At 68.4% G+C, this 26862-nt stretch carries 29 protein-coding genes; 4 read left to right on the plus strand and 25 right to left on the minus strand.

Annotated features, from left to right (window positions below; translation table 11 throughout):
• Positions 1 to 79: 79 nt before the first annotated feature.
• Positions 80 to 556, plus strand: a complete 477-nt coding sequence (locus tag G341_RS23900; RefSeq protein ID WP_155827087.1) for an Rv3235 family protein — start codon at positions 80 to 82, stop codon at positions 554 to 556.
• A 110-nt stretch (positions 557 to 666) separates the two neighbouring features.
• Here G341_RS23900 and secA read toward each other — a convergent pair whose 3' ends face one another.
• The 6 genes from secA to mtrA all read right to left on the minus strand — a co-directional run bounded on the left by secA (position 667) and on the right by mtrA (position 9456).
• A complete protein-coding gene (gene secA / locus G341_RS0120115; RefSeq protein WP_018180981.1) occupies positions 667 to 3477 on the minus strand; it encodes a preprotein translocase subunit SecA in 2811 nt (936 codons plus the stop codon).
• A gap of 181 nt (positions 3478 to 3658) precedes the next feature.
• Positions 3659 to 4375: a ribosome hibernation-promoting factor, HPF/YfiA family gene (gene hpf, locus G341_RS0120120; protein WP_018180982.1), complete on the minus strand. Its 717-nt coding sequence runs from the start codon at positions 4373 to 4375 to the stop codon at positions 3659 to 3661.
• Between the two features lie 291 nt (positions 4376 to 4666).
• A complete protein-coding gene (locus tag G341_RS0120125; RefSeq protein ID WP_018180983.1) occupies positions 4667 to 5347 on the minus strand; it encodes a ComF family protein in 681 nt (226 codons plus the stop codon).
• 55 nt (positions 5348 to 5402) lie between these two features.
• Positions 5403 to 7148, minus strand: a complete 1746-nt coding sequence (locus G341_RS0120130; protein ID WP_026303943.1) for an LpqB family beta-propeller domain-containing protein — start codon at positions 7146 to 7148, stop codon at positions 5403 to 5405.
• Positions 7145 to 8782 carry an MtrAB system histidine kinase MtrB gene (gene mtrB, locus G341_RS0120135; protein ID WP_018180985.1) on the minus strand — a complete coding sequence of 546 codons (1638 nt, stop codon included), beginning with the start codon at positions 8780 to 8782 and terminating at the stop codon, positions 7145 to 7147. The genes G341_RS0120130 and mtrB overlap by 4 nt, the downstream gene beginning before the upstream one ends.
• Positions 8779 to 9456, minus strand: a complete 678-nt coding sequence (gene mtrA / locus G341_RS0120140) for an MtrAB system response regulator MtrA (RefSeq protein WP_018180986.1) — start codon at positions 9454 to 9456, stop codon at positions 8779 to 8781. Before mtrA ends, mtrB begins: the two co-directional genes overlap by 4 nt.
• A gap of 51 nt (positions 9457 to 9507) precedes the next feature.
• Between mtrA and G341_RS0120145 the strand changes: the two genes are divergently transcribed.
• Positions 9508 to 10146, plus strand: a complete 639-nt coding sequence (locus tag G341_RS0120145; RefSeq protein WP_018180987.1) for a dTMP kinase — start codon at positions 9508 to 9510, stop codon at positions 10144 to 10146.
• On the opposite strand, the gene G341_RS22730 is transcribed toward G341_RS0120145, so the two are convergent.
• Positions 10133 to 11167, minus strand: coding sequence for a hypothetical protein (locus G341_RS22730; protein ID WP_018180988.1), 1035 nt, complete (start codon positions 11165 to 11167; stop codon positions 10133 to 10135). The genes G341_RS0120145 and G341_RS22730 overlap by 14 nt on opposite strands.
• Positions 11168 to 11309: 142 nt before the next feature.
• On the opposite strand from G341_RS22730, the gene G341_RS0120155 reads away from it, so the two are divergent.
• Positions 11310 to 11867 (plus strand): Rv0361 family membrane protein, encoded by a 558-nt coding sequence (locus G341_RS0120155; RefSeq protein WP_222836613.1) that lies wholly within the window; start codon positions 11310 to 11312, stop codon positions 11865 to 11867.
• Between the two features lie 134 nt (positions 11868 to 12001).
• Complete coding sequence (locus G341_RS23255) at positions 12002 to 12823, plus strand: Rv0361 family membrane protein (RefSeq protein ID WP_018180990.1); 822 nt, start codon at positions 12002 to 12004, stop codon at positions 12821 to 12823.
• A 198-nt stretch (positions 12824 to 13021) separates the two neighbouring features.
• Here G341_RS23255 and ahcY read toward each other — a convergent pair whose 3' ends face one another.
• From ahcY to G341_RS0120250, 18 genes are all read right to left on the minus strand, one after another.
• Positions 13022 to 14500: an adenosylhomocysteinase gene (gene ahcY / locus G341_RS0120165; protein ID WP_018180991.1), complete on the minus strand. Its 1479-nt coding sequence runs from the start codon at positions 14498 to 14500 to the stop codon at positions 13022 to 13024.
• Positions 14501 to 14589: 89 nt separating this feature from the next.
• Complete coding sequence (locus tag G341_RS0120170; RefSeq protein ID WP_043452034.1) at positions 14590 to 15234, minus strand: TetR/AcrR family transcriptional regulator; 645 nt, start codon at positions 15232 to 15234, stop codon at positions 14590 to 14592.
• Positions 15235 to 15254: 20 nt separating this feature from the next.
• Positions 15255 to 16490, minus strand: coding sequence for an NAD(P)/FAD-dependent oxidoreductase (locus G341_RS22740; protein ID WP_018180993.1), 1236 nt, complete (start codon positions 16488 to 16490; stop codon positions 15255 to 15257).
• Entirely contained in the window at positions 16487 to 16669 is a 183-nt protein-coding gene (locus tag G341_RS0120180; protein WP_187329195.1) for a rubredoxin, read from the minus strand. Before G341_RS0120180 ends, G341_RS22740 begins: the two co-directional genes overlap by 4 nt.
• Positions 16670 to 16696: 27 nt before the next feature.
• Positions 16697 to 16861, minus strand: coding sequence for a rubredoxin (locus G341_RS22745; protein WP_018180995.1), 165 nt, complete (start codon positions 16859 to 16861; stop codon positions 16697 to 16699).
• A gap of 1 nt (position 16862) precedes the next feature.
• A complete protein-coding gene (locus G341_RS0120185; RefSeq protein WP_018180996.1) occupies positions 16863 to 18098 on the minus strand; it encodes an alkane 1-monooxygenase in 1236 nt (411 codons plus the stop codon).
• A 194-nt stretch (positions 18099 to 18292) separates the two neighbouring features.
• Positions 18293 to 19786: an APC family permease gene (locus G341_RS0120190; protein ID WP_018180997.1), complete on the minus strand. Its 1494-nt coding sequence runs from the start codon at positions 19784 to 19786 to the stop codon at positions 18293 to 18295.
• A 126-nt stretch (positions 19787 to 19912) separates the two neighbouring features.
• Entirely contained in the window at positions 19913 to 20872 is a 960-nt protein-coding gene (locus G341_RS0120195) for a cation diffusion facilitator family transporter (protein WP_018180998.1), read from the minus strand.
• Between the two features lie 166 nt (positions 20873 to 21038).
• The gene (locus G341_RS23935) at positions 21039 to 21323 is read right to left on the minus strand and encodes a WXG100 family type VII secretion target (protein WP_018180999.1); all 285 of its coding nucleotides are present in this window, start codon (positions 21321 to 21323) and stop codon (positions 21039 to 21041) included.
• Positions 21324 to 21363: 40 nt separating this feature from the next.
• The gene (locus tag G341_RS22750; RefSeq protein WP_018181000.1) at positions 21364 to 21690 is read right to left on the minus strand and encodes a WXG100 family type VII secretion target; all 327 of its coding nucleotides are present in this window, start codon (positions 21688 to 21690) and stop codon (positions 21364 to 21366) included.
• A 94-nt stretch (positions 21691 to 21784) separates the two neighbouring features.
• A complete protein-coding gene (locus G341_RS23260) occupies positions 21785 to 22549 on the minus strand; it encodes an ESX secretion-associated protein EspG (RefSeq protein WP_081622624.1) in 765 nt (254 codons plus the stop codon).
• Positions 22546 to 23526 (minus strand): PPE domain-containing protein, encoded by a 981-nt coding sequence (locus tag G341_RS23265; protein WP_018181002.1) that lies wholly within the window; start codon positions 23524 to 23526, stop codon positions 22546 to 22548. The genes G341_RS23260 and G341_RS23265 overlap by 4 nt, the downstream gene beginning before the upstream one ends.
• Before the next feature lie 60 nt (positions 23527 to 23586).
• Entirely contained in the window at positions 23587 to 23880 is a 294-nt protein-coding gene (locus G341_RS22765) for a PE family protein (protein ID WP_018181003.1), read from the minus strand.
• Between the two features lie 8 nt (positions 23881 to 23888).
• Positions 23889 to 25142 carry a hypothetical protein gene (locus tag G341_RS22770; protein WP_018181004.1) on the minus strand — a complete coding sequence of 418 codons (1254 nt, stop codon included), beginning with the start codon at positions 25140 to 25142 and terminating at the stop codon, positions 23889 to 23891.
• Positions 25139 to 25450 carry a type VII secretion target gene (locus tag G341_RS0120235; RefSeq protein WP_018181005.1) on the minus strand — a complete coding sequence of 104 codons (312 nt, stop codon included), beginning with the start codon at positions 25448 to 25450 and terminating at the stop codon, positions 25139 to 25141. The genes G341_RS22770 and G341_RS0120235 overlap by 4 nt, the downstream gene beginning before the upstream one ends.
• Positions 25451 to 25523: 73 nt before the next feature.
• Entirely contained in the window at positions 25524 to 25838 is a 315-nt protein-coding gene (locus tag G341_RS0120240; protein WP_018181006.1) for a YbaB/EbfC family nucleoid-associated protein, read from the minus strand.
• Entirely contained in the window at positions 25835 to 26146 is a 312-nt protein-coding gene (locus G341_RS0120245; RefSeq protein WP_155827089.1) for a hypothetical protein, read from the minus strand. The genes G341_RS0120240 and G341_RS0120245 overlap by 4 nt, the downstream gene beginning before the upstream one ends.
• Positions 26147 to 26206: 60 nt before the next feature.
• Positions 26207 to 26821, minus strand: coding sequence for a DedA family protein (locus tag G341_RS0120250; protein ID WP_018181008.1), 615 nt, complete (start codon positions 26819 to 26821; stop codon positions 26207 to 26209).
• Positions 26822 to 26862: the final 41 nt, after the last annotated feature.

Below are 26862 nucleotides of genomic sequence, written 5' to 3' on the forward strand. Positions count from 1 at the left end.
CCTGCGTCGGGAACCGTTTCGGGCGTCGCAACGTCGAAACCGATATTCCGCATGTTGACAGCCTAGGGCAGGAGGTTCGATGTTTCTGAGGTCCGCCCCCGTCTGCGAGCCACCCATCGACGATGGCGCCGCAGTTCAGCCGCGTCCCGTGACCGCGCGGGGCCGCCCGCCGAGTGTGCCGGCCGTCGGCATGGATGCGCGACGCACCCCCGCCGATCCGCAGGTGCGGGAATTCGCCTGCATAGCAATGACACTGGTCCTCGAGGCGCTCGACCGGCGACGTCCGGCCGCCCAGCTGGCCCGGCTGCTGTCGCCGTCGACCATGTCGGTCGTCCGCAGCCTGGTCGCCGGCCATGCCCCGGGCCAGCCGCGGGCATCCACCCTGCGGGTCCACACCCAGGCGGCCCCGGACGGCGGCGCCGAGATCTATGCGACGTTCGCCCGGGGTCCACGGATCCACGCCATCGCCGGCCGCGTCGAGCCACGGCCGCCGACGACCCACCAACGCGGCCGCCCTCTACCGGCCTACGTCGTCACAGCTTTGGTCACGGCATAAGCAATTCCCGCGAGTCCGATGTGCGCAGGGCAAGGCGGAAGGAGGGCGGCGATAGCGAAGCTATGCCGACCGACTGACAACGCCGCCCTGCGTGCATCGGGCCGCGGGAATTACTTCCTGCGCTTGGACTTCGGTGGCTTCTGTCCCCCGCCGCTCTTGGTGCGGGCGGCCGCGCGGCGCTCCCGGCGGGTGCCGGAGGTGACGGCCGACGCATTGTCGGTGCGCGACTGGGCGTTGCCGCTCTCGCTGGGGCCGCTATAGGTCAGCGCGTCGTTCGAGTCGGCGCCCACTCCCCGGGCCCGCAGTGCGGCCGGCGCGGCCGAACCGTTGGTGGCGGCAGTCGCCGCGGCCAGCGCGTTCTCTTCGGTGGGCAGCGGCGCCGGAGCCGCCGGAGCCTGCGGCTGTTCGGCCGGCTGCTGCACATCGATCTGCACGTTGAACAGGAAGCCGACGGTCTCCTCCTTGAGTCCTTCGAGCATCCCGGCGAACATGTCGTAGCCCTCGCGCTGGTACTCGACGACCGGGTCGCGCTGCGCCATCGACCGCAGGTGGATGCCCTCGCGCAGGTAGTCCATCTCGTAGAGATGGTCACGCCACTTGCGGTCGAGCACGCTGAGCAGAATCGTCCGCTCGAGCTGCCGCATCGATCCCTCGCCGGCGATGCCGTCGATCTCGGCCTCGCGCTTGGTGTACGCCTCCTCGGCGTCGGCGACCAGGGTTTCCTTGAGCTCGTCAGCCGAGATGTCGTCCCGCTCGCCGAACTCGTTCTCCCCCATCACCTTCTTGGGATCGAGCTCGATCGGGTACAGCGTCTTGAGTGCGGTCCACAGCTGGTCGAGATCCCAGTCCTCGGTGTAGCCCTCGGCGGTCGCCCCGTCGACGTACGCGCTCACGACATCGTCGAGCATGCCGACGACCTGCTCGCGGTGATCCTCGCCCTCGAGGATCGTCTTGCGCTCGCTGTAGATGACCTTGCGCTGCTCGTTCATCACCTCGTCGTACTTGAGGACGTTCTTGCGGATCTCGAAGTTCTGCTGCTCGACCTGCGTCTGCGCGCTCAGGATCGCCTTGGTGACCATCTTCGCGTCGATCGGGACGTCGTCGGGCAGGTTCACCCGGTTCATCACTGACTCGAGCATCGCGCCGTTGAACCGGCGCATCAGGTCGTCGCCGAGCGACAGGTAGAACCGGGACTCGCCCGGGTCGCCCTGACGGCCCGAGCGGCCGCGCAGCTGGTTGTCGATACGCCGCGACTCGTGGCGCTCGGTGCCCAACACATAGAGGCCGCCGGCGGCGATCACCTTCTCCGCGTCGGCATCGGCCTCGGCCTTCACCGACTCGAGCACCTCGTCCCAGGCCGCCTCGTACTCTTCGGGAGTGTGCACCGGGTCCAGGCCCGCCTTGCGCAGCCGGATGTCGGCGATGATGTCTGGGTTTCCGCCGAGCACGACGTCGGTGCCACGACCCGCCATGTTGGTGGCCACGGTGACCGCGCCGGGCCGACCGGCCTCGGCGATGATCTGCGCCTCCTGCTCGTGGTACTTCGCGTTGAGCACGTTGTGCGGGATGCCGCGGCGCTTGAGCTGGCGCGACAGGTACTCCGACCGCTCGACGCTGGTGGTACCGATCAGGACCGGCTGGCCCTTCTCGTGGCGCTCGGTGACGTCATCGACAACCGCTGCGAACTTCGCCTCCTCGGTCTTGTAGATGAGGTCGGTCTGGTCGATGCGGATCATCGGCTTGTTGGTCGGGATCGGCAGCACGCCCAGCTTGTAGATCTGGTCGAGCTCGGCGGCCTCGGTCTCGGCGGTACCGGTCATGCCCGACAACTTCTCGTACATGCGGAAGTAGTTCTGCAGCGTGATGGTCGCCAGCGTCTGGTTCTCGGCCTTGATCTCGACGCGTTCCTTGGCCTCGATCGCCTGGTGCAGGCCCTCGTTGAAGCGGCGGCCATCGAGCACACGACCGGTGAACTCGTCGACGATGAGCACCTCACCATTGCGGACGATGTAGTCCTTGTCGCGCTCGAAGAGCTCCTTGACCTTGATCGCGTTGTTCAGGTAGCTGACCAGCGGCGAATTGGCCGCCTCGTACAGGTTGTCGATGCCCAGCTGGTCCTCGACGAACTCGACGCCGGCCTCGTGCACGCCGATCGTCTTCTTCTTGATGTCCACCTCGTAGTGGACGTCCTTCTTCATCAGCGGCGCCAGCCGCGCGAACTCGGCGTACCACTTGCTGGACGAGTCTGCCGGTCCGGAGATGATCAGCGGGGTCCGGGCCTCGTCGATCAGGATCGAGTCGACCTCATCGACCACCGCGTAGTGGTGGCCGCGCTGCACGAGTTCTTCCAGCGAATGCGCCATGTTGTCGCGCAGGTAGTCGAAGCCGAACTCGTTGTTGGTGCCGTAGGTGATGTCGGCGGCATAGGCCTCGCGCCGGGAGTTCGGGTCCTGGCCGGTGAGGATCACCGAGGTGCTCAGCCCCAGGAAGCGGTGCACACGGCCCATCCACTCCGCGTCGCGCTTGGCCAGGTAGTCGTTGACTGTGACGACGTGCACGCCCTTGCCCTCGAGGGCGTTGAGGTAGGCCGGCAGCACACAGGTGAGGGTCTTGCCCTCACCGGTCTTCATCTCGGCGATATTGCCGAAGTGCAGCGCCGCGCCGCCCATGATCTGGACGTGGAAGTGCTTCTGCGACAACACACGCCACGCGGCCTCGCGGGCCACTGCGAACGCCTCCGGCAGCAGGTCGTCGAGGGTCTCGCCGTCGGCCAGCCGCGCCTTGAACTCGTCGGTCTTGGCGTGCAGCTCACCGTCGGTCAGCTTCTCGGTTTCGTCCGACAGGGCCTCGACCTGGTTGGCGATGGCATCCAGACGCTTGACCATCCGGCCTTCGCCGAGCCGGAGCAGCTTGTTGAGCACGCGCGTTCCCTACTTTGTTCTGGGCAATGAAGTACGCGACCATCCTACGGGTGCCTGACCTGCCGACCACAGGTCGGTGAGGTGTGGACCACAGTCCGTCTGTCGCCGGGGCACGGCCCGATCCACCTGCGAACACGGCGAAGGCCGTGCCCGCGGCGCGAGCACGGCCCTCATCGTGGCGTCAGCCCAGGCGGATCAGCCCGTAGTCGAACGCATGCCGTCGGTACACGACCGACGGCTTGTCGGACTCCTTGTCATGGAAGAGAAAGAAATCATGGCCGACGAGTTCCATCTCGGTGAGGGCGTCATCGACGGTCATCGGAGTCGCGGGATGCTCCTTGGTGCGGACGACCTGTCCGGGTCCCACGGCCTCGGGCAGATGCACCTCCCATTCCTGCTGGGCGGCCGTGCCGGCATCCGGCAACGCCTCGGGTGCCGTGGCCTCAGACACCGACACGGGGGTACGCAGGCCGTGGTGCACGCGACGGCGATCCTTGGTCCGGCGCAGCCGGGACTCCAGCTTGCTGATCGCGTTCTCCAGCGCGGCGTAGAAGTTCTCGGCCCGGGCCTCGGCCCGGACCACCGGTCCCTTGCCCCGCGCGGTGATCTCCAGACGCTGACACACCTTGGACTGCCGACGGTTGCGTTCGTGGAGCAGCTCCACGGTGAATCGGAAGATCGTCGGATCGAACCGTTCCAGCCGCGAGATCTTGTCCGCCACGTGGACCCGGAAATGTTCCGGAATCTCCACGTTCCGGCCCTCGAAGATCAGCTCCGCCGTGGGACTCGCGAGTTCCTCGGGATCGGCCGCGACACCGGCCGGTCGAACGAACGCTGATTCGTCGTCGAGATCCTCGGAGTACTTGGCTCCCTTTTTCTTTGTAACCGTTGCCGACACCGGCGTACCTCCTGTCGTAGGGGTCTGTGTGTGGGGCTTGGGGAACCCGGACCCTCGCCCGGGGTTAGTTCGAGACGACCTCACCTCCCGGACGGCCCCGAACCCACCTGGATCGACGTCATCAGCGACGAAATGTGCAGGTGGCTCGGGATACGACGGACTGAATCTGTTGCCCCCGACGCTAGTCCGCCGCCTACGGGTTCGCCACGTTTTCGTCATCAACATTTCATTTCATGACCGTGACGTTCAGCGACACCGCTGCGGTCGTCCGGGCGGCCCCGGAAACAGCCATCAGGCGCCCGCGATCACCAGCACGGCATCGACCACGACCCCGGCAGCCGCCAGCACCGCGACCGATTCCGCGGCGGTCGCGCCCGTCGTCAGCACATCGTCGACGAGGACGGCGACGTCTTCCCCGGGGCGCGGCATCGGGGTCGACCGGTCCCGCACGAGCCGCACCGAACCGGACAGGTTGGCGCTGCGCTGCGCGGCACTCAGCCCGGCCGAGTCCCGCGTGAGCGCCCGGGTGCGCAGAATGGCCGCGACACGGACGCGGGACCCGAGATGGTCGGCCGCGCATCGGCACACTGCGGTCACCGGATCACCGCCCCGCCGGCGGGCCGCCGCGAGCCGGGTCGGCGCCGGGATCAGCCGCAACCGGGATCGGTCGGGCAGCTCCGTCCATCGATGCAGCTCGACCAGTCCGAAGGCCAGGGCCTGACCCAGCGGGTCGGCGAGATCGCGGCGGCCGTGTTCCTTCAGCGCGATGATCGCCTCCCGGTGCGGTCCGCGGTATCGGCCCAGCGCCCACGCGGTCACCGGCAGCGGTACCCGCGGCGTCAACTCGACCGGCACATCGGCAAGCGCCGCCGCGCAGCGCCCGCACCACGGCGCGCCGGGCCGGCCGCAGCCGCCGCAGAGCTCCGGCACCATCAGATCGGTGAGTGCGGCCAGCGGCCGCCACGTGGTCATGCCGATAGGACGTCCGCGGCCCCGCATCGGTGCCGCGGCTCCTGATCCGATACGGCTAGCTCGGCAGCACCGGGATCGCGGTCGCCCCGGCCGTGCCCGCGACCTCGGTCCAGTACTGATCCTGCTGGGTGGTCGCGAAGTCCAGACGCTGCATCGCACGAGCGTCGGCCGCATAGACCGTTCCCGACGACGCGACGATCGCCCGCACCGGCGGCGTCAGGTTGCCGGTAGGGAGGGCAATGGGCTGTGAGCCGTCGATGCTGATCGTCTCCACTGCCTCGTCCGCCGAATCCAGGGCCACGACCAGCTGGGTGGGCGTCTGCCAGCTCAGCGACAGCGCCGAACTGTTGATCGCCGGCGCCATCAACCGCGCCGCGCCGATCGATACCGCCCCGCTGGGCTGGCGATTCACCACCGCCAGGACGATCTTGCCGCCGACGATCAGCGCCACCCGCGAACCGTCCGGAGACAGCTGCAACTCGGTGATCGGGCCGGAGATCAGGCCGTGGATGGTTCCCGGATCGATCGAGTCGACACGGGTCGAGCCGCCTGACGCGTCGACCGTCATCCGGCGAATATCGTTGCCGCCCAGCACGATCCACACGGTGTCGTCACCTACGCCAAATGATGGCCGGGACATCGCGGGCCCTTCGGCGACCACGGAACCATAGCCGCCGTACGGCCCGACCAGCAGGTGCTGGGGCGCCGGCGCCGGCCCTTCCTGGGTGACCGCGGCGATCCGTTTCCCGCTGCGCGACAGCTGTGCCGACACGAGGCTGTGCGTCGTGCCGAACTCGCCAGGGATCGGCGTGATCCGGCCGTCGCGAACCGTTCCGAAGGCACCGCCGGCCACCGCATGCAGCCCGATCGACGGGTCCGGTCCGGCGTTCGGATCGAACTGGGCCAGATCGGTGGTCCGCCAGCCGGACGCGTACTGACCGTCCAGCGGCGAACCGTCGACGTTGATCTCGTACGGCCCCGCAATGCCGGCTCCGCTGAGGGTCCAGACGATCTGCGCCGCCAGCAGGGTGCGGTCGGCATCGGCGACCTCGGACAGGTCGATGCGGATGCCGCCGCCACTGATCGCCTCGGTGGGGCGCCGCAGCGTGGCACCGGCCGGGAATTCATTGGTCACGGCGCCGGTCAGGCTCGGGTCGGGACCCTGAATCAGCATGGACAGCAACATGTCCGCGGGCGGCGACGTCCCCACATACAGCCAGCGCGGATCGACCACCAGCCGGTGGTCGGCCGGGTCCGCGAAGTACAGGTTGTGCGTCACATAGGAGGCGCTGAACTGGCTCGCGTCCATGATCGCGCCGGACGGCAGTGCGCCGTCGATGCGCCAGTCCTCGCCGGAGCGCACCAGCGCCAGGGTCGACGTCGAGGTCCCCGACTGCGCGGTCAGCTGACCGTCCGGCGCCAGCTGACCGATGAGCCGGCCGCTGACCTGAACCGTCAGCTGCCGGTCCGTTCGGTTGTCGGACAGCACGTTGATATCCGAGAGGATCGTCGCCGCGCCCTGATCGTTCCAGCCGGCAGCGGCGGCCGGCGTGAGGAACTCCCGCGCCGCCGCATGCCGTCCGGTCGGGTCGGCCGACGCCTTGAGGAACGCCCGCACCAGCGATTCCGGTGTCATCCCGGATTCGGGTCGCGGCACCGAGGTGGTCATCCGCTGCCGACCCAGCGTGCCCAGCGGACGCGGACTGGAGTCGGTCGGGATCGCCGCGCATCCGCCGACCACGAGCACCGTCAGCACGAGCGCCAACGGGCACAGCAGGCTCTGGGCCATTGGTCGCCTCATGACTGCTCATCCTCGGATGCTTCGCGCGTCGGCTTGCGCCCTGGCGGCTTGAGCGGGAGCGGACTGCCGAGCACCTTGTGACCGCGCACCAGCGGCAGAGTGAGCCGGAAGCTGGCACCCTCGCCCGGCTCGCCCCACGCCTCGAGCCGCCCCTGATGCAGCCGCGCGTCCTCCAAACTCATCGCGAGGCCGAGGCCGGTGCCGCCCGAACGCCGGAACCGTGACGGATCGCTGCGCCAAAACCGGTTGAACACCAGTTTCTCCTCCCCCGGGTTCAGCCCGATTCCCCTGTCGCGCACCGTGATCGCCACTGCGTCACCATCGGTGCGCATGGTCAGGGTCACCGGCTTGCCCTCGCCGTGGTCGATGGCGTTCGCGAGCAGATTGCGCAGCACACGTTCGACCCGGCGCGGGTCGACCTCTGCGATCACCGGCTGGGACGGCAGGTCCAACACCAGCTTGGTGCCGGACTCGCTGGCCAGGTGTCGCACCGTCTCGACGGCCGCGTCGATCGGCACATTCATATCCAACTTCTCGGCGGCCAGTTCGGCCACTCCCGCGTCATGTCGGGAGATCTCGAGCAGCTCACCGAGCAGCGTCTCGAACCGCTCCAGTTCCTTGTCGAGCAGCTCGACGGACCGCTTGAGCACCGGCGCGAGGTCGTCCCGGGACTCGAACAGCACGTCGGCGGCCATCCGCACGGTGGTCAGCGGGGTGCGCAGCTCGTGGCTCACGTCGGAGGTGAACTGCCGTTGAAGCGAGCCGAATTCCTCGAGTTGGGAGATCTGCTTCGACAGGCTCTCGGCCATGTCGTTGAAGGCGATCGCGAGCCGGGCCATGTCGTCCTCGCCGCGCACCGGCATGCGCTCGTCGAGCCGGCCGTCCGCGAAGTTCTCCGCGATGCGGGAGGCCGACCGGACGGGCAGCACCACCTGCCGGGAGACCAGGATCGCGATCGCCATCAGCAGGCCGAGCAGCACCAGACCGCCGGTGAAGATGGTGCCGCGCACCAGCGACACGGTGTTCTGCTCGTTGTCGAGCGGGAACACCAGATAGAGCTCCAGACCGGGGATCCCGGCGTTCGTCGGGGTGCCGATGATCAGTGCCGGACCGCTCTTGCCGTCGCGGCCGGGGACCGTTGCGTAGCGGTACGCGATCTGCCCGGTCGAGACCATGCGCCGCAGATTCGCCGGGATATCGGAGACGGGCCCGACGCCGGTCGCCGGCTGCGTCCCGCCGCCCTGAACGAGCAGCACGGTGTCGAAGCTGCCGACCGCGCCGGAGCTGCCGCCCGAATCGTTGCGGTCGGTGAGCACCGACCGCGTCTGCTGCAGCCGGTTGACGAGCGTGGTGCTGGCATCGGCACCGGTCAGATCGCGTTCGACCGCGATGCGGGTGCGGTCGATCTCCTCGGTGGCCGCCTTGAGCTTGGAGTCGAGCAGTCGATTCGCGATCTGGCTGCTGAGGACGAACGCCAGCACCAGCAGCACGATGAGCGACAACAGCAACGTGGACACGACCACGCGCAACTGAATGGAGCGGCGCCACAGGTGGGCCAACGCGCGGCCGACTTTCCCGAGGCGGCGCATCGGATGCCAGGATCGGTCGATCCGGCGCCGACGGGAACCGATCACGGAGGCCCGGCTTTGTAGCCGACCCCCCTCACCGTGAGCACGACCTCGGGATTCTCGGGATCCTTCTCGACCTTGGCCCGCAGCCGCTGCACGTGGACGTTGACCAGCCGGGTGTCGGCCGGATGCCGATAGCCCCACACCTGTTCGAGCAGCACGTCACGGGTGAACACCTGACGCGGCTTACGGGCCAGCGCGACCAGCAGATCGAACTCCAACGGCGTCAACGAGATCCGCTCGCCGTTGCGGGTGACCGTGTGGGCCGGCACATCGATCTCGACCGGACCGATCGCCAGCATCTCGGCCGGCTCGTCGTCGGTGCGACGCAGGCGGGCGCGGACGCGCGCGATCAGCTCCTTCGGCTTGAACGGCTTGACCATGTAGTCGTCGGCCCCGGACTCCAGGCCCAGAACGACGTCGACGGTGTCGGACTTCGCGGTCAGCATCACGATCGGCACGCCCGAGTCGGCGCGCAGCACGCGACACACATCGATCCCGTTCATCCCCGGCAGCATGAGGTCGAGCAGCACCAGATCCGGACGGACTTCACGCACGGCAGTCAGCGCCTGCGTGCCGTCACCGACGACGAACGGCTCGAAGCCTTCGCCGCGCAACACGATCGTGAGCATCTCGGCCAGCGCCGCGTCGTCATCGACCACCAGAATGCGGGGTTTCATGCTCCCAATTGTGACGCTTCGAACTGCTGAGACGCGGTTACTATCACCGGCGTGTCAGTACTGATTGCCGTCGAGGGCCTCGACGGAGCCGGCAAACGCACCCTCGTGCAGGCGCTCGTCGACCGCTGGGAGCAGACCGGCCGTTCCGTCGCGACGCTCGCTTTCCCTCGGTACGGGCGCTCGATCCATGCTGATATCGCCGCCGAGGCGCTCCGCGGCGAACACGGCGATCTGCGCTCGAGCGTCTACGCGATGGCGATGCTGTTCGCGCTCGACCGCCGGGACGCCGTCGACGAATTGACGGCCGCCCGCGCCGGCGCCGACATCGTCATCCTCGACCGGTACGTCGCCTCGAATGCCGCCTACAGCGCGGCGCGGGCGACCGAAGCCGCCGACGGCGCCACGGTCGCCTGGGTGGCCGACCTCGAGTTCGACCGCTTCGGGCTACCGGTTCCCGACCACCACCTGCTTCTCGATGTCGGGGCCGAGCTGGCCCTGGCCCGCGCACAGTCGAGGGCCGCCACCGAGCCCGGCCGCGAACGCGACCACTACGAGCGCGACACCGATCTGCAGCATCGCACCGCCGCGGTGTATTCGGAACTGGCGCAGTCGAATTGGTTCTCGCCCTGGATCGTCGCGGGCGCCGACACCGACCCGGCGACGCTGGCCGACCGCCTCATGCGTTCGTAGCGCTCCCCGTCGACCCGGCGTCATCGGCAGCCGGTGCGGCCGCACGCCGGCGCACCGAATCCACCAGCCGGCCGGACCGCGGAATCAGCTGGGCGGTCAGTGCCACCAGCAGCCCCGCACCGGCCAGCACGGCCAGCACCATCCACACCGGGTCCACGATGGTGTCGAAGACCGCGCTCGCCGCGGGCCTGGGCATCACGGCGTCCGGGACATGCCGCAGATATTGCTGACGGCCGATCCAGAGCGCCACGGCCAGGACCCCCATCGCCACCGCCAGACTCCACCCGAGACCCGCGAGCATCCGCAGTCGACGCCCGCCGATCGCCAGCACCGCCAGCGCCAGCGCCACCCACGGGAGGACCGGCGCCGCGCGCATCACCGGCTGCACGATCGACTGCGTACGCCGCAGCGCGGGGGATTCGGCGATGACGAACGTCCGATTGACCTGCGGAATGTACTGCGCGTAAGGGAATCCGCCGGCGGCGAGTCGGTCCTTGGCCGCGGCGACCACCGGACCCAGCTGCACGCTGACGGTGCCGTCGTCGCCGGCCTGCACCGTCGAATGCCGACCCGTCAGGATGTCGACCACATGCGGATGCGCCTGCCGATTGGCGGCCGCCCACACCGATATGAACTGGTCCGACGTCACCACCGCAGCAACCGCCTGGCGAATCGTCGACTGCGCCTGCGCGGTCGCCCGCCGCGTCGCCGCATCGGCCGCGGCACCGGTGGCCGGCTGCGGGGCGTTCGGCATCGCGCCCGACGCCGACTGCAGGGTGCCCGCGACCCGATCGTGCAGATTCGTCTGCGTCACAACCGTATCGGTGGCCACGGCGATGACGTAGTCCTGGATTGCCGGATCGTCGGCCAGCGATGTCATGGCGGCGACGTAGTGATCGGTGTCGAGCAGCCGGTACCGCACGAACCCGGTGGCGACGGCCACGATCGACACCGCCGCGAATGCCACGACTAGCACCCAGGCCACCGCCTGCCGCGCCCGGCTTCCCCCCGAGTTGTCCATGGCGATAAGCCTGCCCTCCCGGACGCCCGCTGTCCCGCGGTCGGCGAGATGTCACGACAAGGTGGAGGGCCGGACTCAGTTCGGGTGTCGGCGACGCGCCCTGCCCCGTTTCTGCAGCTGATCGGCCGAATACGGCGATACCGTGAGCACACGGATTTCGCCGACGGCGGGGGTGCCCATGACCCACTTTCTACCGACGTCGCGCGCCGCGCACCTGATTCCGCCCGCCGCCGGACGCATGCTCGACCGGTTCCGGCAGCACTATCGACTCGGCGCGCTCAGCCTGATTCTCGCCGCCGTCGCCGCCGCGATGGTGGCCGTGCCGTTGGCATCACTGGCGATGCGCCCGGCGCCGGCCGGACCCGCCACCGAGATCCGCTCGACCGTCAACGCGCAGGTCGCCGCGATCAATTCCGGCAACGGCGCGGCGTTGGCCGAGACCTATTGCGCTGCATTGCAACCCGAGATACGGGCGATCTTCGCCGCGCACCCGCTGGCGCAGACGGTGCCTGCGGGCGCCGGCCTCACCGTGCAGTCGGTCACCGACGTCACCGTCTCGGGCAATACCGCGACCGCCCTGGTGCGCCTGTCGGGCTCGCCGACCAGTGCCCTGATGACGCCGCGCGACGGCCAGCTCAATGCGTTCGTGCACGAATCCGGCGGCTGGAAGCTGTGCCTGCTCCCCACGGCCGCGGTATAGCGTCGCCGAAACTCCTGCCCGACCCGGGCGAAAGCGACGCGACGCCGGGTATTGTCTACTCGCCCGTCGCATCTGTTTGCGAACGCACTGGACGTCAATCACCGAACGACCGTCACTGACCGCCTGGAGCACCGATGAGCTACCCGCCGAACGACCCGAACAACCCCGAAGGCTGGCCCGGACAGGGGCAGGGCCAACCTGGTCAGGGCGGTTGGGAGGATCCGACGACCCAGCACAACCCGGGCGGCCAGTACCCGCCGCAGGGCGGCCAGACCCCCGGTGGCTGGAACCCGGCGACCGGCGGCCAGTACCCGCAGGGCACTCCGGGATACCCCCAGCAACCCGCGTACGGCACACCCGCGTACGGTGCCGCGGGATACGACCCCAACAACCCCTACGCCGCGGGCGGCTACGGCACCGGTGCCCCACCGCCTCCGCAGGGACCGAAGAAGAACACCGGCTGGATCATCGGCATCTCCATCGGCGCCGTCGTGGTGATCGTGCTGGCGGTTGTCCTCGGCATCATGCTGACCAAGGACAAGTCGGACAAGACCGCGTCGCCGGCGTCGACGACGACCAGCTCGGAGTCGACCGACCAGTCGACGACAACCTCCACCGACAGCAGCGCATCGGACGACTCGGAGATCGAGAACGTCATCCACCAGTACCTCGATGCGCTCGTCGACGAGGACTGGGCGAAGGCCCGCAGCGTCTCGTGCGCCTCAAACGACGAGCCCGACACCATGAGCAGCAGCGCGGCGAACAACTCGAACTACTACGTCAAAAAGATCGTCGTCAACAACATCAGCGACATCCAGGTGCAGCCGGACCGCTCGTCGGCCACCGCTTCGGTGTCGGTGACACTCACCGACGACGACCAGTCGTCGAACAGCGGCTACTGGGACGCCCGCATGCAGCGCACCGGCGGCGAATGGAAGCTCTGCTCAATTAATTAGTCGACTGATACGCGAAGGCCCCGAACCCAATGGTTCGAGGCCTTCGTCGTTACAAGCGATTTCCGCGACAGGGACTCCCGCGACAGGGGATTCCCGCGCGAACGATGTGTTCGGGGCAAGGCGGAGGCCGATCCGCAATAGTGCGGTCCTATGCGGATCGGCCGACAACGCCGCCCCGGGCGCATCGGGCCGCGGGAATCAGTAGCGGTAGTGCTCGGGCTTGTAGGGGCCTTCGACGTCGACGCCGATGTACTCGGCCTGGTCCTTGCTGAGCTTGGTCAGCGTGCCGCCCAGAGCCTCGACGTGGATGCGCGCGACCTTCTCGTCCAGGTGCTTGGGCAGCCGGAAGACCTCGTTGTCGTACTGGTCGTTCTTGGTCCACAGTTCGATCTGCGCGATCACCTGGTTGCTGAAGCTGTTGCTCATCACGAACGACGGGTGCCCGGTGGCATTGCCGAGGTTCAGCAGCCGGCCCTCGCTGAGCACGATGATGCTGTGCCCGTCCGGGAAGATCCACTTGTCGACCTGCGGCTTGATGTTGACCCGGTGCATGCCGTCGGCGCTCTCGAGCCCCGCCATGTCGATCTCGTTGTCGAAGTGGCCGATGTTGCCGAGGATGGCCTGGTTCTTCATCGCCTTCATGTGCTCGAAGGTGATGATGTCCTTGTTGCCGGTCGAGGTGATGACGATGTCGGCGTCGCCGATCGCGTCATCGACGGTCACCACGTCGAAGCCGTCCATCAGGGCCTGCAGCGCGTTGATCGGGTCGATCTCGGTGACCTGCACGCGGGCGCCCTGCCCGGCCAGCGACTCCGCGCAGCCCTTGCCGACGTCGCCGTAGCCGCAGATCAGGGCCTTCTTGCCGCCGATCAGCACGTCGGTGCCGCGGTTGATGCCGTCGATCAGCGAGTGGCGGGTGCCGTACTTGTTGTCGAACTTGCTCTTGGTGACCGAATCGTTGACGTTGATCGCCGGGAACACCAGCTCACCGGCCGCGGCGAACTGGTAGAGCCGCAGCACGCCGGTGGTGGTCTCCTCCGTGACACCCTTGACGCTCTCCGCGATGGCAGTCCATTTGCCTTTGTCGGTCTCGAATCGCTCGCGGAGCAGATTCAGGAAGACCTTGTACTCGGCCGAGTGGTCGTCTTCCTCCGGCGGCACGACGCCGGCCTTCTCGAACTGCGCCCCGCGCAGCACGAGCATCGTGGCGTCGCCGCCGTCATCGAGGATCATGTTCGCGGGCGCCGGCTTGCCGTCGACGTCCGGCCAGGTCAGCATCTGTTCGGCGGCCCACCAGTACTCATCGAGGGTCTCGCCCTTCCACGCGAAGACCGGTACGCCCTTGGGCTCCTCCACCGAGCCGTGCGGGCCGACGACCACCGCGGCCGCGGCGTGGTCCTGGGTGGAGAAGATGTTGCAGGACGCCCAGCGGACCTGCGCGCCGAGCGCCACGAGCGTCTCGATCAGCACGGCGGTCTGCACCGTCATATGCAGCGAACCCGAGATGCGAGCGCCCTTGAGCGGCAACACATCTGCGTATTCGCGGCGCAGTTCCATCAGGCCGGGCATCTCGTGCTCGGCCAGATCGATCTCCTTGCGGCCGAATTCGGCCTCCGAAAGATCGGCGACCTTGAAGTCGATGCCGTTGCGGGTGTCGGCTACCGGGGCCGTACTCATCAATTAACTCCTGGATATGTTTGTTCGCTCGCGAGTAGTCCGCAGCCCAGGCTATCGGACCAGCGTGTGCGCCCTTCGGCCACCGCGAGTCACGCCGGCCGGATGGCGACCTCGAGCGCCGGGGCGAAGAGCGTCGCCAGGTCGTCGGCCACATCCCGGTCGCCCTCAGGCGGCATTGCGACGAACGACAACGCCATCCGCACGATGGCCCGACTGATCCGGATCGCGTCGGACTCGCTGAGGTGGGCCCACGAGCGTTGCAGGAGCTCGGTCAGCCGGCTGCTGGACCGGGTGATGATGGGGCCCGAATCAGTGGTGATCAACCGCAGCAGATCCGGTTTCGCCTCACCCGTCTGCAGCGACTGGATCAGCGGGTCGGACGCCGACGCCGCGAAGAAGTCGGAAAACGCCTGCATCAGAGCCGGTTTCACGCGACCCTCGTTCTGCTCGATCGCGCCGGCGACGGTGTCGACGAGTTGATCGGCCAGCCGCAGGGCGTAGGCCTGGGCCAGGCCCTGGCGTGACTTGAACTCGTTGTAGACCGTCTGTCGGCTGACCCCTGCGGCGGTGCCGACATCCGACATCGTCACGGCCGACCAGGTCTTCGTGAGCAGCAGATCGCGCATACCGTCGAGCAGCGAATTGCGCAGGAGTGCCTTCGAAGCCTCCGCGAACGGGATCTGCCGTGTCACGGCCGGGGCCGAATTCCCCGCCGCACCCCCAGAATCGGTCATACGTCTGAGGGTACTGGTGCTCATCGGGCCGCGGCCGTCACGGCCACGTCGTCGCGAGCCGCGTCCGACAGCCGCTCGACCAGCTCCGCCTTCACCGCACGCGCCACCGGCGGTCGCCCGATCGCGACCGCGCCGGTCAATTCGCCATCGCGCAGGAACCGGATCACCGCGTCCCCCGCACTCGGGTCGCCCTCGACCTGCGCCTCGTCTGACGCTTCCGGCCAGCCGACGAACTGCAGGTTCACGCCGAACTGGATCGTCCAGGCATGCGGCACCAGCGGTGCCGGCATGTGATCATCGCCGGCCAGTTCCGCCGCGATCGCCGCGCCCGCGGCCTTGCCCTGATCCTGAGCCGCGAGCCAGTGCTCGGCGCGGGAGCGACCGCCGAAGGGGCTGAGCACGGACGCCGCGTCACCAGCCGCGTAGATGCCGACGGTCGATGTCGCCTGCCGGCCGTCCACCTCGATACCGATGTCGGACACCGCGATTCCTGCGGCGGCCGCCAGCTCGCTGTTGGCGCGCACACCGATCGCCGCGACGACCAGATCGGCGGCGCGGGTCTGCCCGTTGGACAGGGTCACGGTCGCGCCGTCGACGCTCGCGATGGACGTTCCCAGCTGCAGATCGACGCCGTGTGCGCGGTGCAGGTCCGCCAGGACCGCACTCACCTGACGCGGCAACCGGGGCGCCGGCCGATCCGCGGTGTCGGCGACCGTGACGTCGATTCCCTTGTCGCGCGCCGATGCCGCCAGCTCCAGGCCGATCAGCCCGGCGCCGACGATGACCACGGCGCCGCCGCGCTCGGCGATCTCGGTCAGGCGCGCCTGCAGGGCAAGCGCCTCGTCATGGGTGCGCAGTGTTGTCGCGGCCACGTTCGCAATGGCATGCGGGCGGGCCCCGGTGGCCAGCAGCACTGCGCGGTAACCGATCTCGTCGCCCGACTCCAGACGCACGATACGTCCGTCGGTATCGATCGACGCCACCGCCGACTCGGACCGGATCTCGATGCCGCGATCGGCCCAGTATTCGGCGGCGCGGAGCCGGATCCGCTCCGGACTGAGATCGGCGGCGAGGATGTCCTTGGACAATGCGGTCCGCCGATACGGCAGCCCCGGCTCCGCACCCAGCACGATGATCGGCCCGGCGAATCCCTGCGCCCGTACGGTTTCCGCGGCGGTGATGCCGGCGATCCCGCTACCGACGACCACCACGGCCTCGGAGACTCCTCCCGCGGCAGCGGCGGATCCGGTCGTCATGACCGGGCCACCTCGACCATCTCGAAGTCGGCCTTGGCCGCACCGCAATCGGGGCAGCTCCAGTCGTCGGGGATGTCGTCCCACCGGGTGCCGGGCGCGATGCCGTCCTCCGGCCAGCCCTGCTCCTCGTCGTATTCGAAACCACACTGGGCGCAGCGAAACAGTTTGTAATTCATGATGATTCCTCTTCGTAGTCGGAGTTCGGATCAGCTGGCGGGCTCGAAGTCGAGCTTCTCGCGGACGCCGCAGTCTGGACAGCACCAGTCATCGGGCACACTCGCCCAACTGGTGCCGGCCGGGAAGCCTTCGCGCGGAGCGCCTTTGGCCTCGTCGTAGACGTAATCGCATACCGGGCACTGGTAGGTCGCCATGTCAGGCCCCCTGACTGCTTGCGACGGTGCCGTACTTGGCCAGCAGCTCGGCCTCCTTGCCCGGCTGCAGGTTCGCCCGAGTCAGGTCGCCCTCGTAGTGCTCGACCACGCGGTGGTCCATCACCTTGCGCCACACCGGCGGGAAGTAGGCCAGGCCGATCATGCTGGCGTATCCGCTCGGCAGGTTCGGCGCGCCGTCGAAGCTGCGCAGCGTCTGGTAGCGGCGGGTCGGGTTGGCGTGATGGTCGCTGTGCCGCTGCAGGTGGTACAGGAAGATGTTGGTCGCGATGTGATCGGAGTTCCAGCTGTGCTCCGGACGGGCCCGCTCATACCGGCCCGACTCCAGTCGCTGCCGCAGCAGGCCGTAGTGCTCCAGGTAGTTCACCGTCTCCAGCAGCGAGAAGCCGTAGATGGCCTGGATCACCAGGTACGGCAATACCTGCCAGCCGAAGATCGCCGCCAGGGCGCCCCACAGCACCACCGACATCAGCCAAGCGTTCAAGACGTCGTTCTTGACGTTCCACACCGACTTGTCGAGCCGGTTCATCCGGGTCTTCTCCAGTTCCCAGGCGCTACGCAGGCTGCCGAAGACGCTGCGCGGCAGGAAGGACCAGAAGGTCTCGCCGAACCGCGAGCTGGCCGGGTCCTCGGGCGTCGAGACGCGGACGTGGTGGCCGCGGTTGTGCTCGATGTAGAAGTGGCCGTAGAAGGTCTGCGCCAGAGTGATTTTCGACAGCCAGCGCTCGAGTTCGTCCTTCTTGTGGCCGAGTTCGTGCGCCGTGTTGATCCCGATGCCGCCCATGGCGCCGATCGAGAGCGCGAGGCCGATCTTGCTCACGACGCCGAGGCCGCCGTCGATGCCCATCCAGGACAGATCATCGGAGGTCCACAGGTAGCAGGCGTAGATCAGGCTGGCCAGCTGGAACGGGATGTACAGGTAGGTGCAGTAGCGGTAGTACTTGTCGTTCTCAAGCTGTTCCATCACCTCATCCGGCGGATTCTGGCCGTCGGGTCCGAAGAAGATATCGAGGATCGGCAGCAGGATGTAGAGAAGGATCGGCCCGATCCACCAGAACACCGGCGAGACGACATCCCAGCCGAGGGCGTTGAAGCCGGCGATGAGTCCCGTGGCGATGAAGATCGCGGTCGGCGGGATCAATCCGAGCAGCCAGAGGTGTCGCTTCTTGTCGCGCCACTGCACCGCTTCCGGGGCAGCGTCTGCAGATAGTGAACTCATTTCAATGCATCTCCTTCGTCAAGCCACATTGCTTCGATGTGGCTTTACGTTAGATCGATTTTAGTCTTGTGTCTATACATTGAGCTTGATTTGTAAAGTTCAGAACGGACGGTACGGCTCGACAATGTGAGTTTGCGCACGTCAGAGCCCCAGAGGGTGCAGAAAATTTCCCGTCGGACGACGGCCCGGAACGGTCAGGCCGCGGGTGTCGGAGCCCGGTCCGGATCACGCTCGCGGCGGGCCAGCACCGAATGCCGCATGCTGTAGCCGAAGTACAGGACCATGCCGATGGCCATCCACACCCCGAACCGGATCCAGGTCAAGGCGGTGAGGTTCAGCATCAGCCACAGGCAGGCGGCGATCGCCAGGATCGGGATGAGCGGCATCCAGGGCACGGTGAACCCGCGCTTGAGATCGGGGCGACGCACCCGGAGGATCCACACACCGGCGGCGACGAGCACGAAGGCGAACAGCGTGCCGACGTTGACCATCTCCTCGAGTCGATTGACCGGGAAGACGGTCGCGGCGATCGCGACCAGCAGACCGACGATGAGGGTGATGCGCACCGGGGTCCCGTTGCGGTTGGTCTTGGCCAACTGCCGCGGCAGCAGGCCGTCCCGCGACATCGCGAACAACACGCGGATCTGGCCGATCACCAGCACCATGACGACCGTGGTCAGGCCGGCGAGCGCGCCGAGGGAGATGAGTTTCTCCGCCCAGCCCAGACCGACGATGTGGAATGCGGTCGCGAGAGTTGCCTTGTCTTTGCCATGTGTCTTGAGGTCGGTGTACTTGACCATGCCGGTTACCACCAGCGTGGTCAGCACATAGAGCACCGTCACGATCCCCAACGAAGCGAAAATGCCTCGGGGAACATCCTTCTGCGGATTCTTCGTCTCTTCCGCAGTCGTGGCGACGATGTCGAAACCGATGAAGGCGAAGAACACCACCGACGCGGCGGCCAGCATGCCGTAGACGCCGTAAGAGCTCGTGCCACCGCCGGACATCAGCTGGAAGAGTGAGCTGTCCGCCCAGGCGCCCTTGGATCCGGGTTCGCTCTTCGGGATGAACGGGCTGTAGTTGCCGGTCTTGATGTAGAACGCGCCGACCACGATGATGAAGATGACCACGGCCACCTTGATCGCGGTGATGACCGCGCTGACCGTGGACGAGAGCTTGACGCCGATGGCGACCACGCCGGTGACGGCACCGATGACGATCAGTGCGCCCCAGTCGATGTCGTGTCCGCCGACCCTCGAGACGCCTCCGGAGAACCCGAACAGCTGGCCGAGATACAGTGACCAATTCTTGGCGACCGTCGCCGCGCCGACGGCCATTTCCAGGATCAGATCCCAGCCGATGATCCAGGCGGCCAACTCACCGAACGTCGCGTACGAGAACGTGTATGCCGAACCGGCGACCGGCACCACCGAGGCGAACTCGGCGTAACAGAGCGCGGCGAGTGCGCAGGCGACCGCTGCCATCAGGAAGGCGAGCGATATCGACGGGCCCGCCTTGTCGCCCGCCTGCGATGCGGTCACGGAGAAGATACCGGCGCCGATGACCACCGATACGCCGAACACCGTGAGGTCGCGCCACGTCAGGGCTTTTCGCAGCCGGGTGCCCGGCTCGTCGGTGTCCGCGATCGACTGCTCGACGGATTTGGTGCGGGTCAACGGATTGCTCATCACGGCGCTCCTTGCACGATCGACGGACAGGCACGGCACCGTCGCCGACTGACCACGACCGTGCTGCGCACGAAGTTAGTCCAGCCGGGCCGCTGCCGCCGTGGAAACGCGGCAACGATATGGGTGTCAGCTGCCGCGGGGCGCCGGCTCGTCGACCGTGCCCGGCCGGTCGTCTGCCGACCGATCGATATCGGGCTCGAGATAGATCACCCGCGCCGACGGGATCCGCGCACGCAGCGCCGCCTCGGCGCCATCGATCGCGACCGCGATATCGCGCGCCGAACTATTCGGCGCGACGGCCACTTTCGCGGCGACCAGCAGCTCCTCCGGTCCCAGGTATTGCGTCTTGAGGTGAATCACCCGATCGATGCCCGCGGCGCCGCCTAGAGCGTGGATGACCGTCGCCTCATCCGCATCGGTGACGCCCTCGCCGATCAACAGACTCTTCATCTCGATGATCAGGATGGTCGCGATCACGCCGAGCAGAATGCCGATCGCCAGCGTGCCGATGCCGTCCCAGATCGGATCGTCGGTGAGCACCGTCAGGCCGACACCGCCCAGCGCGAACACCAGGCCGAGCAGGGCGCCCGTGTCTTCGAGTAGCACAACCGGCAGCTCCGGGCTGCGAGAGTTGCGGATGAAACCCCACCACGACGCGTCTCCCTTGAGCGGCTTGGATTCCCGGAATGCCGTGGCAAAACTGTAGGACTCCAGGCAGATGGCGACGAGCAGGATCACGATCGCCACCACCGCCGACTCCAGATGGTGCGGATGCCGAATCTTGTTGATGCCCTCATAGATCGCGAACAGCGAGCCCAGCGCGAAGATCACCAGCGCAACGACGAACGAGTAGAAGTAGCGGTCCCGGCCGTACCCGAACGGATGCAGGCGGTCGGCCTGGCGGGCGGACCGCCGCTGCCCCACAAGGAGCAGGCCCTGGTTCGCGGTGTCGGCCACCGAGTGCACGGCCTCCGCGAGCATCGACGACGATCCGGTGATTCCGAAACCGACGAATTTCGCGGCGGCGATACCCGCATTGGCGGACAACGCGGCGATGATCGCCTTCTTCGATCCTTCTGCCGACACTGCGACTCCTCATCCATCCGGCCACTGGCACCACCCGCAGGGTCGATCCGACCTGCGAACCACCCATATCCGACCGCAGGAGACTAACCCACGTCTCACCGGTCGTGGTCCCGGCCGGAGCGTCCCTGTGGGCGCACCCGGCCGGAACTCACGGATCGGCGGGTCGTCAGGAGCCGAACGATCGCGCCGACTGCACGTCCGCCCGCCGCATCGCATCGTTGGCCTGCGAGACGGCGTTCGCCAGCCGATTCAGCAGATCGGACGAGTCGCTGAACTGACCGTCCCACTTCTGCTGCTTCGCCTCCCATGATTCGTTGCCGGAACCCTGCCAGTGGGCGCGGAGCCCGGCGAGGCTGTGGTGCAGATCGGCGCGCAGCTCTCCTAGCCGATTGGCACCCTGATGCAGGTCCGCGACGAGCATGTCGATGCGGCCGTGGTCGTACTTGATCATGTGGTCCTCCGTGGAATTGTGGGTATCGGTTGGTCGGTGCTCAGCCGAGCCGCAGCACGCCGCCTGCCGGGGCGATGGAGAAGCCGCCGCCCGCCTCGTCCTCTGCGCCGTCGAACCCGCGGAACGACGACCCGAGCGCGTTCTCGATCTCGGCCAGCACCGCGTTGAGCGCGCGTGACTCGTCATCCCAGGCCTGCTGCGCCTCGGCGAACTTCGTCACCGCGGTGCCCATCCACGCGGTCCCGACGACCTCGGCGACATCCCGATTGACCTCGCCGAGCGTGCCGCGGATCTGCTCGACGACCGCGTCCACCGCCTTCGCCGCCTGCAATCCCTCCGCGGTGTCGACATTGACTGTTCCGGACATGATTCCTCCCTCATTTGTTCGGCATCGGCCCGATGTCGGGCCGGCCTATGGTTCCTGCGACGGCGACGACAGGATCGTCGCGCTCGACGGTCGATCAGGGATCGTCGTCGAGGGTTTCGATGAGCGACGCCAGCGCCTGACGCAGCCGCTGGCGGGTGCCGGTGGCGAATGTCGTCCACAGCACGCGATCCGGGCTCAGGCTGGGGCCGGCGATGACCCGGCCGGCCGGCGTCTCGAGTACCACCACGGCCGCCGGCGACACCGTCGTCGATCCGTCGACCGTGCGGACGACCACGATCTCGGTGTGCCCCGAGCACGCCCCCATGGCGCTGCCGAGCATCACCGCGTCCCGACCGGGAACGCCGCATGCGTACAAGGCATCGACATAGTCGTCGGCGAGCTCTGCCGCGGCGAGCCGGGCGGCCAGGTCGGCGATCGGGGCGCGAACCGGGCGCAGATCGGCCGCCACAGTGTCGCCCAGCAGCCCGACCACCGCGCCGGCGACCGCATCGATACCGGCCGGCAATTGCTGCAGCCGAACGGTCCGCCCTTCGCGGACCGCGAGCGACGACGCCTCGCCGGTGACGACCGCGCATGCGCGGATCGGGTCGGCGACGGCGACCCGGATCACGAAACACAGCTCCGGCCGATCGAGCCGCGCGAGCAGCTCGGCGAGGGCAGGCTCGCAGGGCTCTGGAACATCGGGAGTGTCGTGATCCGTTGCGTGCCGGTCGCTTTCGACCACCGCCGACACCGGCAGATCGAGCACGGCCGGCCAGGTCTGCACCCCGAGCGCAGCGCCGTGACCCACCAGCTCATCGACACACAGGCTCCAGCTGCCCACCGGGGCCATACTCATGTGATCGCCCTTTCGACAGGATCGGGCAGTCGCAGCAGCGCACCGGACCCCTGGTCCGTGCGATCGACCTCGTCCCAACTGGTCGGTGCGGCAACCGAATCCGCCCACACCGCGAGATCGGCATCCGGCCCGGCCAGCGAGTCGGTGACGACCGCGCCCACCCGCGGCGGAGTCGACGGCCGCTCCACCGGTATGGCGGATCCGGCTGCCATCGGCACGATCGGGAGCGCCGGGTCGGCCGGCGCGGGCGCAGCCGAGATCTGCGTCGTCGCGGGCGCGGCAGGCACGACGGACGACGCCGGCGTCGTGGCGGCGTAGGCCGCCCGCGGCCCCGGAGTCGACACGGACACATGCGGATTGACGGCCCAGACGGCGCCGGCCGATCCGGATCGACCACCCGCTCCGACGGGACTGTTGACCGGCGGTCTGGCGGGCGGGCGGTGTGGGGGCATCGCCACCGCGGTCGGGTGGGCAAGTTCAGACGACGCGGTCTCATAAGCCTGCATGGCCCGGACCGCGCGCTGGTGCTGATCGCCGACGGTCCGGTCGAGCGCGGCTCCGGCACCCAGTAACGCGCCACCGAGCGCACCGCCCGCCGCCGTCATCGACTGTCGCAGCGCGGCGGTGGCCGCGATCTCCGCCGGGTTCGGCATGGCCAGCAGGGCGACCGTGGTCGCGGCCGACTGCCCCTGCAGACGTCGGGCCATCAGCCCCGCCGACTCGGCGAGCCGGTGCAACCACGAGACGAGGGCATCGCCGTCGGACAACACCGCCGCGGCGACCGGCGCGTCCCAGGAGAGACGCATCCGGTCGAGCAGTCGCCGCAGCTCGTCACCGATCGCCGCGGCCTCGATGGCGATCTCGCCCCACGACAGACCCGCTTCCACCAGCGGCGACACTCCGGCACCCCGGCCGAGATCCGTTGCCAGCCGCTCGGTGGAGCGGGCCGTCCATTGAACGCCGGCGAATCCGGACATGTCACCTCCTTCGGTCGATTCGATTGCGCGGCAACGCTCGTGCCGCACGGGTCGGCGGGTTCAGGGCGAATCGAGATCGTCGGCGGCGGCGTAGTTGCGGCTGCCTGCGGCGACGACGCCCGCGAGGTCGCGCAGGCGTTGTGCACCGGCCCCGGCCGCTCCGTCGAGCGACTCCGCACCCGCGTTCACGTTCTTGGCGACGGCGACCGACACCTCGTCGGCACCCGCCGCCGAGACGACCAGCGTGTGCGACGCCCGATCGCGCAGCGCATCCACCCGCCGCGCGAGCCGTCCCAGCTCTCCTGCCGCCGACTCCATCTCCGGAAGGTCGACGCGGGTGTGGTTGTGCGACATCGTTTTCCCTATTCGTCGGATGTGTCGGCATGCGTGACAGCGGCCGCGCCGGGACGGCTCGGCGACTCGTCGCCGATCACCGCCGGTGCGGCGGCGCCCATCTCGCCGACGATCTCTCGGCCATTCGGCGCGGTCGTCAGGTAATCGGCGGCCTGGTGTCGTTGTTCTGACGCGCCGGCGCCGCGTGCGGTTCCCGTCGCACCCATCGGCAGATAGCCGGTGCCGACCGCCCCGCCGGCGGCCGCGACCCGACCGGCCGGGACCGCGTCGACCGGCTGACCCAGCGCGGCGCCGGGCGTCCGCGCGGACAGCGGGGCCCGCGGGGCAACGTGAGCGCCGACGCCACCACCCGCACCGGCCCCGCCCAGTCCCGCAGCCGCGGTGGACGCCGGCAGCGCGGTCATCCCTTCGGCATCCGACGAACCGCGGTCCGACAGGTCGGCAGCGGAAACAGTCCGGCCGGCAGCGGTCTGCGCCGCCTGAGAGCCCAATGCAGACAACGGTTTCCTGAGTCCGTCGAGCAGCGCGTTCGCGATCGCGAACGGCGATGCTCCCCCGCTCGGCGCTCCGCTGATCGGGATCGGCGCACCCGCGGCCGCGACGCCGGCGGTCGGCGCGGCCAGCTGCGCCCGGGTCGCGACCACGATCGCCGTCGCCTCGGCAAGCCCGTCGGCCGCCGCGCCCAGGGCGAACGCCTGGCCGGGCGGGGTCAGCAAAGCCGGCCCGGCCCCGGCGATCAGTCCGGCCGTCTTGATCACCACCCCCTGGACCGCCGCCAGCCCCGCGCCGACGATCGCCGCCGCGGCCGCGGTGTTCGCGCGAATACCTGTGGCCTGGGTCCCGAGCGCCGCCGAATCCGCCTGCGCCTGAGCGCTGGTCGCCGTGTTCGCGATGGCTCCCTGCCCCGACCACAGGCCGTCCAGCGCCTGCAGCGCCGCCGACCCCATCGACATCGACAGATCGAGCGCCTGACTGATCCCTTCCAGGAACGCCGTCGGGTCAGTGCCTGCCGAGCCGAGATCGCCCGTGCCGAACCCGCCCAGCAGGTCGGTGATGGGCCTGATCAGCTGTCCCACATCGATCGTCGGCAACGGCGGCAGGCCCGGCAGCGGCGGCAGCGGCGGCACTTGCGGCAGTGGCGGCAACCCGAGGCCGGCCAGGATCTGACTCACGGGAGTGTCGAGCACCGGTCCCAGCGGACTCGCGTGCAGCAGCTGATCCACCGTCGGGTCCGCGGGCAGTGCGGCGACACCCTCGGTCATGCCAGCGTGACCGGGCTCGAGAAGCCGACACTGTCATCGGTGGCGCGATAGCGAGCCGCCGAGGCGAAGGCCGCGGCCGACGTCCCGGCATGCACCGCCGCCAGCTGCCCCACCGCAAGAAGGTGATTGGCCTGCGCCGCCGCGTAGGCGGCGAGATATTCCTGCCCGATCAACCCGAAGACGGGTGCCAACTGTGCGACCTGCGCGACCGCGTCCACCGACCCGGCGCCGGCGACCGCCACCGACATCGCCGCCGCCGCGTCGGCGAAGCCCTCGATCGCCGCGGGAACGGCAATCACCTCATTCATCCGGCCTCCCACCCTGTTCCGCGATATTCCGAACGTTGGACGCAGGCGGAGGGCCGTTCGGTTCCATCGCCGGTTACTCGGTGCGGGTCAGCTCGGTCAGCTCGTCGTTGAACTGCGTGATCAGCGCGGCTCGCCGAGCGAAGGCCTGGGCGGCCGCCCGCGCGGCGGTCGCGACGATGACGTCGCCGAGGACCGCCGGATCGACCGTGCGAGCGCTATCGGCAAACGTCAATCCCGTCAGCGCGCCCTGGCCGTCGACCGTGGCGGTCACATGGCCGCCCGGGCACGTCGACGTCGCCGATATCTGGGACAACTGTTCCGACGCGCCCCGCAAACAGTCGAGCTGCCGCCCCGCCCGCTCGAGCAGCTCGTCCATCGATGCCGTCACAGTCCACGCATCCAGGTCTCGCGGCCGCCGGATTCCACATCGTCGGCCAGCTCCGCCGCGGCCAGATCATCGGCCGTGGCCAGCCCCATCCCGGCGAGGACCTCAGCGGGCACCCCCGCGTCGGCCAGCTCCGCCCGGCGATTCACCTGCTCCTGCAACCGGGCGCGCCGACAGGCCTGCAGGATCTCGGCGGCGATCGCCTGCGGGTGCGTGCGCAGTCCGTCCGCGTCGATGCGGACGTCGGTCGGCAGCCCCTGGTCGGTGGTGTCGACCGACACCCAACCGGTCCTGGACGTCACAGTAGGCATGGGTCCCCGTTCCTTAATCGGACATATCGGGCACCACCGTAGCCGAGACCGTGCCCGCCGTCAGGACGTCACGTCGGTCCGTCGCCGCCAGCGCCGGAGCAGATGCCAGGCGGTCGGGATCACGATGGTGAGGACGGAGGCGATCATGAAAAGCTCGATGTTGTTGCGTATCAGCGCGATTCCGCCGAGGTAGTAGCCCAGCAGAATGATGCCGGCCGCCCAGACGATACTGCCGGCAGCACTGAATGCCGTGAACATCCGGTGTCGCATCCCGCTGAATCCCGCCACGACCGGCGTCAGGGTGCGCACGATTCCGATGAACCGCGCAAAGAACACCGTGAGCGGACCGAATCGGTCGAAATATCGCTGCGTCTGCGCAAGCGGTTCCGGGCCGATCATCCGCGCCACCCGACCGCGCAGCGCGCCGGTGCCGAGTCGTCGTCCGATGAAGTAGCCGCATTGATCGCCGGCCATCGCCGCCAGCGGCACCACGACGCACGGCACCCACAGCGGCGCATACGGGTCCGGTTGCGCCGCAAGAATTCCCGCAGTGAATAGCAGGGAGTCCCCCGGGAAGATGAAGCCGACGAGCAGACCGGTCTCGATGAAGATCAGCACGCACAGCCCGATCAAGCCACCGGCGGCCATGAACGATTGCACGTCGAACGGGTTCACCCGACCAACGCTACCGCCGCGATTCGGACACTTCACCCGCC

This window comes from Jongsikchunia kroppenstedtii DSM 45133 (assembly GCF_000380485.1).
In the GTDB taxonomy this organism is placed as follows: domain Bacteria; phylum Actinomycetota; class Actinomycetes; order Mycobacteriales; family Mycobacteriaceae; genus Jongsikchunia; species Jongsikchunia kroppenstedtii.

Bases quoted from the DNA above. Each gene is read 5' to 3' on its own strand.
- G341_RS23900 (WP_155827087.1), top strand. From the start codon at position 80: ATGTTTCTGAGGTCCGCCCCCGTCTGCGAGCCACCCATCGACGATGGC.
- G341_RS0120125 (WP_018180983.1), bottom strand. From the start codon at position 5,347: ATGACCACGTGGCGGCCGCTGGCCGCACTCACCGATCTGATGGTGCCG.
- G341_RS0120130 (WP_026303943.1), bottom strand. From the start codon at position 7,148: ATGAGGCGACCAATGGCCCAGAGCCTGCTGTGCCCGTTGGCGCTCGTG.
- mtrA (WP_018180986.1), bottom strand. From the start codon at position 9,456: ATGAAACCCCGCATTCTGGTGGTCGATGACGACGCGGCGCTGGCCGAG.
- G341_RS22730 (WP_018180988.1), bottom strand. From the start codon at position 11,167: ATGGACAACTCGGGGGGAAGCCGGGCGCGGCAGGCGGTGGCCTGGGTG.
- G341_RS23255 (WP_018180990.1), top strand. From the start codon at position 12,002: ATGAGCTACCCGCCGAACGACCCGAACAACCCCGAAGGCTGGCCCGGA.
- ahcY (WP_018180991.1), bottom strand. From the start codon at position 14,500: ATGAGTACGGCCCCGGTAGCCGACACCCGCAACGGCATCGACTTCAAG.
- G341_RS0120170 (WP_043452034.1), bottom strand. From the start codon at position 15,234: ATGACCGATTCTGGGGGTGCGGCGGGGAATTCGGCCCCGGCCGTGACA.
- G341_RS22740 (WP_018180993.1), bottom strand. From the start codon at position 16,490: ATGACGACCGGATCCGCCGCTGCCGCGGGAGGAGTCTCCGAGGCCGTG.
- G341_RS22745 (WP_018180995.1), bottom strand. From the start codon at position 16,861: ATGGCGACCTACCAGTGCCCGGTATGCGATTACGTCTACGACGAGGCC.
- G341_RS0120185 (WP_018180996.1), bottom strand. From the start codon at position 18,098: ATGAGTTCACTATCTGCAGACGCTGCCCCGGAAGCGGTGCAGTGGCGC.
- G341_RS0120190 (WP_018180997.1), bottom strand. From the start codon at position 19,786: ATGAGCAATCCGTTGACCCGCACCAAATCCGTCGAGCAGTCGATCGCG.
- G341_RS23935 (WP_018180999.1), bottom strand. From the start codon at position 21,323: ATGATCAAGTACGACCACGGCCGCATCGACATGCTCGTCGCGGACCTG.
- G341_RS22750 (WP_018181000.1), bottom strand. From the start codon at position 21,690: ATGTCCGGAACAGTCAATGTCGACACCGCGGAGGGATTGCAGGCGGCG.
- G341_RS23260 (WP_081622624.1), bottom strand. From the start codon at position 22,549: ATGAGTATGGCCCCGGTGGGCAGCTGGAGCCTGTGTGTCGATGAGCTG.
- G341_RS23265 (WP_018181002.1), bottom strand. From the start codon at position 23,526: ATGTCCGGATTCGCCGGCGTTCAATGGACGGCCCGCTCCACCGAGCGG.
- G341_RS22765 (WP_018181003.1), bottom strand. From the start codon at position 23,880: ATGTCGCACAACCACACCCGCGTCGACCTTCCGGAGATGGAGTCGGCG.
- G341_RS22770 (WP_018181004.1), bottom strand. From the start codon at position 25,142: ATGACCGAGGGTGTCGCCGCACTGCCCGCGGACCCGACGGTGGATCAG.
- G341_RS0120235 (WP_018181005.1), bottom strand. From the start codon at position 25,450: ATGAATGAGGTGATTGCCGTTCCCGCGGCGATCGAGGGCTTCGCCGAC.
- G341_RS0120245 (WP_155827089.1), bottom strand. From the start codon at position 26,146: ATGCCTACTGTGACGTCCAGGACCGGTTGGGTGTCGGTCGACACCACC.